Below are 5461 nucleotides of genomic sequence, written 5' to 3'. Positions count from 1 at the left end.
CGCCGCCCCGGCCGGCGCCGACGACGCCCACCTCACCCTCCTGTCCGCTCTCGCCCGGCGCCTGATGAGCACCGGGTTCACCGACGCCCTGCGCGCCGCCACGGACGCGGAGGCCGCGGCGGCGCTGATCCGGGGGGAGGAGACGCCTACCGGCGGCACCGGCGCCGAGGGTGAGGCGGCCCCCGAGGGCGCGCAGGGGGCTGCCGAGGGCGCGGAGGCGGCCGCCGGGGGCGCGGGAGCGGCGTCCGGTGACCGCCCCTTCCGGATCGTCGCCGTCACCTCCTGCCCCACCGGCATCGCCCACACCTACATGGCCGCCGAGTCCCTGGAGAACGCCGGGCGTGAGGCGGGCGTCGAGATCGTCGTCGAGACCCAGGGCTCCGCCGGCTTCACGCGGCTCGACCCGGCCGTGATCGCCGCAGCGGACGGCGTGATCCTCGCCCACGACGTTCCCGTACGGGACAAGCACCGCTTCGCCGGGAAACCCACCGTCGACACCGGCGTCAAGGCCGCCGTCAGCCGGCCCGCCGCCCTGATCGCCGAGGTCCGCGACAAGGCCGCACGCGGCGAGACCACCGGGACCGCCTCCGCCGCCACCCCCGTGGAACGCGCCGGCACGGACGGCGAGGGCTACGGCACCCGCCTGCGCCGATGGCTGATGTCGGGCGTCAGCTACATGGTCCCGTTCGTCGCCGCCGGCGGACTGCTCATCGCCCTCGGCTTCGCGATCGGCGGCTACGAGATCAACGAGGCCCCGTCGGTCATGGACCACTTCGTGTGGACCCAGGCCGGCAGCTGGGGCGCGCTGCTCTTCCAGACCGGCGGCGTCGCCTTCGGCTTCCTCGTCCCCGTCCTCGCCGGATACATCGCCTACGGCATGGCCGACCGCCCCGGACTCGTGCCCGGCTTCGTCGGCGGCGCCATCTCGCTCACCATCAACGCCGGCTTCCTCGGCGGTCTCGCCGCCGGACTGATCGCCGGCGGGGTGGTGCTCGCCATCCAGAAGGTGAACATCCCGGCGGCCCTGCGCGGCATCATGCCCGTGGTCGTGATCCCGCTGATCTCCTCGGCGGTCGTCGGGTTCCTGATGTTCGTCGTCATCGGCAAGCCCATCGCCGAGGCGCAGAAGGGCATGACGGACTGGCTGGGCGGCCTCACCGGTACCAACGCCGTCCTGCTGGGCGCCCTCCTCGGTCTGATGATGTGCTTCGACCTCGGCGGCCCCGTCAACAAGGTCGCCTACACCTTCGCCACCGCCGGCATCGCCGTCGCCGACCCTGGCGACTCCGCGATGAAGATCATGGCCGCGGTCATGGCCGCCGGCATGGTCCCGCCGCTCGCCATGGCCCTCGCCACCACCGTGCGCGGCCGGCTCTTCAACCGCGCCGAGCGCGAGAACGGCAAGGCCGCCTGGGTCCTCGGCGCCTCCTTCATCTCCGAGGGCGCCATCCCGTTCGCCGCCGCCGACCCGCTCCGCGTCATCCCCGCCTCGATGGCCGGCGGCGCGGTCACCGGCGCCCTGTCCATGGCGTTCGGCGCCACCCTGCGCGCACCTCACGGCGGCATCTTCGTGGTGCCCCTCATCGGCAACCCGCTGCTCTACCTCGTCGCCATCGCCGCCGGCGTCGGCGTCACCACCGCCCTCGTGATCGTCCTCAAGGGCCTGCGCCGCACCACCGAGCCGATCGCCCCGGCCCCGGACGCGCACACCGCCCCGACCCCGGCCGGGAGCACGGGAGCCGGCAAGGAAACGGTCGCCGCACAGCCGCTGTGACGATGCGTCCGTTTGGGGGTGTGTGGGCAGTTCATGCCTAGTGCGATATAGATCACGATCATCACGATCCGGGGTACAACTCCCCGGACCGTGGTGTGTACTGGGGCGCATGGCTGAGCACGAGACCCTCTCGCGGACGACGGGTGCCACCGTCGTCACCCTGGTGGTGGTGGCCTGCGCGGCCGGTCTGGCCGACGCCCTCCGGCGCCGCGTACGCCTCCGCAGGCGCGCCCGCCCCCACGCCGGGGCGGAGCCCACCGCGCCGCACACCCACACCCGCCACGGCGGCCCCACCATCCCCCGCCAGCGGGCCACGGGCCCGAGCGCGGAGACCGTACGCCTCACCGACGCCGAACGCGACGCGTTCGCCGTCCTCGTACGACGCCTGGCCGAAGGGGACTAGGCGAGGGGGCGCAGGCGAAGAGCGCCTGGCTCGGGGCCGTCGGGCGGGGCGGACGGGCGGGGTCAGCAGGACTGGGCCGCCCGGCGCTCCATCGCCCGCCGTGCGGCGTCCTCGCTCGTGTACACCTCGCACATGTGCCGCCGGTCCGGAGTCACCGTGTGCTCGACCTCCCACAGCGAGATCTCCCCGCCGTCACCCAGCAGGAACGCGTGCTCGTACAGCGAGATGCACAGCGCCGTACGACCCGACCGCGACGGGCGGCCGAACGCCTGGGTGATGCGGTGCGCGCACGCCGTCGACAGCAGGGCCGCCGTCTCGGCGCCCGGCCGGTCCGCGTTCTCCGCCCGGCGCAGTAAACGGCGCGCGTGGTCGGGGGAGTCGTCCGAGGCGTACGTCTGCCGCACCGCGGGCAGCGGGAACGCGACGGCCGTCACCGGCAGTTCGAACTCCGGCGCCTCCGACGGCAGCGGCAGCCGCGCTGTCGCCGTCCGCAACTCCTCCTCGTCCACGTACACCTCGTGCTGCGGCTCGCCGCCCGGTGCCGTGTTGTGCGCCAACTCCCACAGCGTCAGCGCCGAACCGTCCGCCAGCAGCCACGTGTGCCGGTACGTCTCCCGGTGCAGACCCCCGCCGTGGTGCGCCGAGTGCAGGGAACTGTCGTGCGCCAGCGCGCAGTCCAGCCGGCGGACCGACTCGTCCGGCAGCTCGAAGGAGTTCAGGGCGCGGCCCAGAAGGCGCGCGAGATGCTCCTCCGGTGAGTCGGACGAGTCAGGCGGTTCGCACGCTGCCGTCCCGTACGGAACGCTCAAGGTTTCTCCCGGCGTTGCTGCATGTCACCTTGTGGGTGCATACCGTAGCCCCTCGCCCGGACGTCGTGTCCGGGAACCGGGAAAACGTATGCCCCGACGACGAGCGGACCACACACGGCAGTTCCCCGTGAAGCCCGCCCGTCCTCCGTCCCGCCGTCCGGCACGACTGGACACGTCGCCTCGGTCGTGACGTAAGTTGCGGAGCGTTTCCCTCCGCACCCTACGCACGAGAGAAGAGGCCCCGCAGTGAGCGACCCGGAGAAGACCAGCCTGTGGCAGGGCTTCAAGGCCTTCCTGATGCGCGGGAACGTGGTCGACCTGGCGGTGGCGGTGGTCATCGGCGCCGCCTTCACCAACATCGTCAACTCGGTCGTGAAGGGCGTCATCAACCCGCTCGTGGGCGCGTTCGGCACGCAGAACCTCGACAGCTACACGTCCTGTCTCAAGGGCCCCTGCGAGGGCACCGGGGACGCGGCGACCGGGGTGCGGATCCTGTGGGGCTCGGTCCTCGGCGCGACCCTTCAGTTCCTCATCACGGCGGCCGTCGTCTACTTCCTGATGGTGCTGCCCATGGCCAAGTACCTGGCCCGCGTGGAGGCGCGCCGCAAGGCGAAGGAAGGCGCCCACGAGGTCGTCGAGGTGACCGAGCTTGAGGTGCTGAAGGACATCCGCGACGCCCTGCTGGCCCAGCGTGCGCAGGGCGAGGGCAGCGGCCCGGGGGCCGACGGCGGGTCCGGGCGGACCGGCGACGGCGGGCGGTAGGACCCGCCGCCCGGTCAGATGTGGTGGGGCGGCTTCTCGTCGAGGAAGCGCTTCAGGTCGGCGGCGCTGTCCCCGGACGGGCGCTCGCCCCATCCGCGGTCCGTGTCGTCGGCGGTCTGCTGGTCCAGCGGGTCGTCGAAGACCAGCGCGGGCTTCGGCTCGCGCGGGGGCTCGGGGGCGGTACTCATGGCTCCAGGGTACGGCCGGGGCCGTGCGGGCATGACTGCCTCCATGAAGGCTGACGCTCTGACGGATGTGCCCGGCGTGCGCGTGGGACACGCGACGCGGACCGGCGACGGATGGCTCACCGGCACCACGGTGGTGCTCGCCCCGGAGGGCGGCGCGGTCGCCGCGGTGGACGTGCGCGGCGGTGGCCCGGGCACCAAGGAGACGGACGCGCTGGACCCGCGCAACGTGGTGCAGCGGGTGGACGCGGTCACACTCACCGGCGGCAGCGCCTACGGCCTGGACGCGGCGTCCGGGGTGATGGCCTGGCTGGAGGAGCGGGGCCGAGGGGTGCGGGTCGGCCCGGAGCCGGCGCACGTGGTGCCGGTGGTGCCGGCCGCCTGCGTCTTCGACCTGGGCCGCGGCGGCGACTTCCGGGCCCGGCCCGACGCCGCCCTGGGCCGCGAGGCGGTCGAGGCAGCCGCGGCCACCGACACCGGGGCGCCGGTGCCGCAGGGCTGCGTGGGCGCGGGGACGGGCGCCGTGGTGGGCCAACTCAAGGGCGGGGTCGGCTCGGCGAGCACGGTCCTGCCGTCCGGGGTGACGGTGGCCGCACTGGTGGTGGCCAACGCCGTCGGGTCGGCGCTGGACCTGGAGACGGGCGTTCCCTACGGGGAGTACTTCGGCGGGCGGCCCCGGCTGCCGGACCCGGACGTGCACCGGGCCGCACGGCGCCGGCTGGCCGAGGCGGCCGAGCGGAACGCCCCGCCGCCGATGAACACCACGCTGGCCGTGGTCGCCACCGACGCCGACCTGAGCCGCGCACAGGCGCAGAAGGTGGCCGGCACCGCGCACGACGGCATCGCGCGCGCCGTCCGCCCGGTGCACCTGCTGAACGACGGCGACACCGTGTTCACCCTGGCCACCGGCACGCACCCGCTGGACGTGAAGGATCCGCTCGCGCTGAACGAGGTGCTCGCGGCGGGCGCGGACCTGGTGACCCGGGCAATCGTCCGCGCGGTACGGGCCGCCACCCCGGTGGACGGTCCGGGCGGCGCCTGGCCGTCGTACGGGGAGCTGTACGGAAGGAGCTGACGGCCGGCGGGGCCGACCGCCGGACTCGCCGGACGCGCCGGACGTGGACGAAGGCGTCACCACAGCGTCACCGCCAGCCGTGCCGTGGCGCTCGCGCCCGCCAGCTCCGCCGCCGTGCCCCGCGGCACCGACAGGACGACCAGCGCGCCCCCGTCTCCGCCCGCCGGCTCCGGCACCTCCGTGACCCGCGCCCCGCGCGCGACCACTCTGGCCCGCCCGCCGGACGCCGTCTCCTCGGCCGCGATCACGTCCACCCGGTCACCGGGCCGCAGCAGCCGGACCGTGGCCGCGTCGGCGATCCGCACCGGCGCGGTGACCTTCCCGGCCGCGCGCCGCTGCCGTACGGGGCGGTCGTCACCGCCGGACGCCACGGGTGTCCCGGCCGCCCTGACCGGCTCGGGATGTCCCCGCGACCGGTCGGTGTCCCTCGGGCCCGCCGCGACCAGCGCCGCC

General features: G+C 74.5%; 7 protein-coding genes. 4 read left to right on the top strand and 3 right to left on the bottom strand.

Annotated elements, in window-relative coordinates; all coding sequences use genetic code 11:
* The coding region (locus tag CCN29_RS32580) for a PTS fructose transporter subunit IIC (protein WP_086686114.1) at positions 1-1774 on the top strand (1774 nt) is incomplete at its 5' end.
* 109 nt (positions 1775-1883) lie between these two features.
* Positions 1884-2177, top strand: coding sequence for a hypothetical protein (locus tag CCN29_RS32575; RefSeq protein ID WP_006131149.1), 294 nt, complete (start codon positions 1884-1886; stop codon positions 2175-2177).
* Between the two features lie 62 nt (positions 2178-2239).
* Here CCN29_RS32575 and CCN29_RS32570 read toward each other — a convergent pair whose 3' ends face one another.
* A complete protein-coding gene (locus CCN29_RS32570) occupies positions 2240-2986 on the bottom strand; it encodes a DUF6227 family protein (protein ID WP_031023016.1) in 747 nt (248 codons plus the stop codon).
* Positions 2987-3232: 246 nt separating this feature from the next.
* On the opposite strand from CCN29_RS32570, the gene mscL reads away from it, so the two are divergent.
* Positions 3233-3748 carry a large conductance mechanosensitive channel protein MscL gene (mscL, locus tag CCN29_RS32565; RefSeq protein ID WP_006131151.1) on the top strand — a complete coding sequence of 172 codons (516 nt, stop codon included), beginning with the start codon at positions 3233-3235 and terminating at the stop codon, positions 3746-3748.
* 14 nt (positions 3749-3762) lie between these two features.
* On the opposite strand, the gene CCN29_RS32560 is transcribed toward mscL, so the two are convergent.
* Positions 3763-3936 (bottom strand): hypothetical protein, encoded by a 174-nt coding sequence (locus CCN29_RS32560; RefSeq protein WP_006131152.1) that lies wholly within the window; start codon positions 3934-3936, stop codon positions 3763-3765.
* A 43-nt stretch (positions 3937-3979) separates the two neighbouring features.
* Between CCN29_RS32560 and CCN29_RS32555 the strand changes: the two genes are divergently transcribed.
* The gene (locus CCN29_RS32555) at positions 3980-5008 is read left to right on the top strand and encodes a P1 family peptidase (RefSeq protein ID WP_031023017.1); all 1029 of its coding nucleotides are present in this window, start codon (positions 3980-3982) and stop codon (positions 5006-5008) included.
* 56 nt (positions 5009-5064) lie between these two features.
* Here the strand turns inward: CCN29_RS32555 and CCN29_RS32550 are convergent.
* The coding region (locus CCN29_RS32550) for a CpaB family protein (protein ID WP_107481760.1) at positions 5065-5461 on the bottom strand (397 nt) is incomplete at its 5' end.

The sequence above is a fragment of the Streptomyces pseudogriseolus genome (assembly GCA_002154585.1).
Classification (GTDB): domain Bacteria; phylum Actinomycetota; class Actinomycetes; order Streptomycetales; family Streptomycetaceae; genus Streptomyces; species Streptomyces pseudogriseolus.
This window is presented reverse-complemented; position numbering and strand designations above follow the sequence as displayed.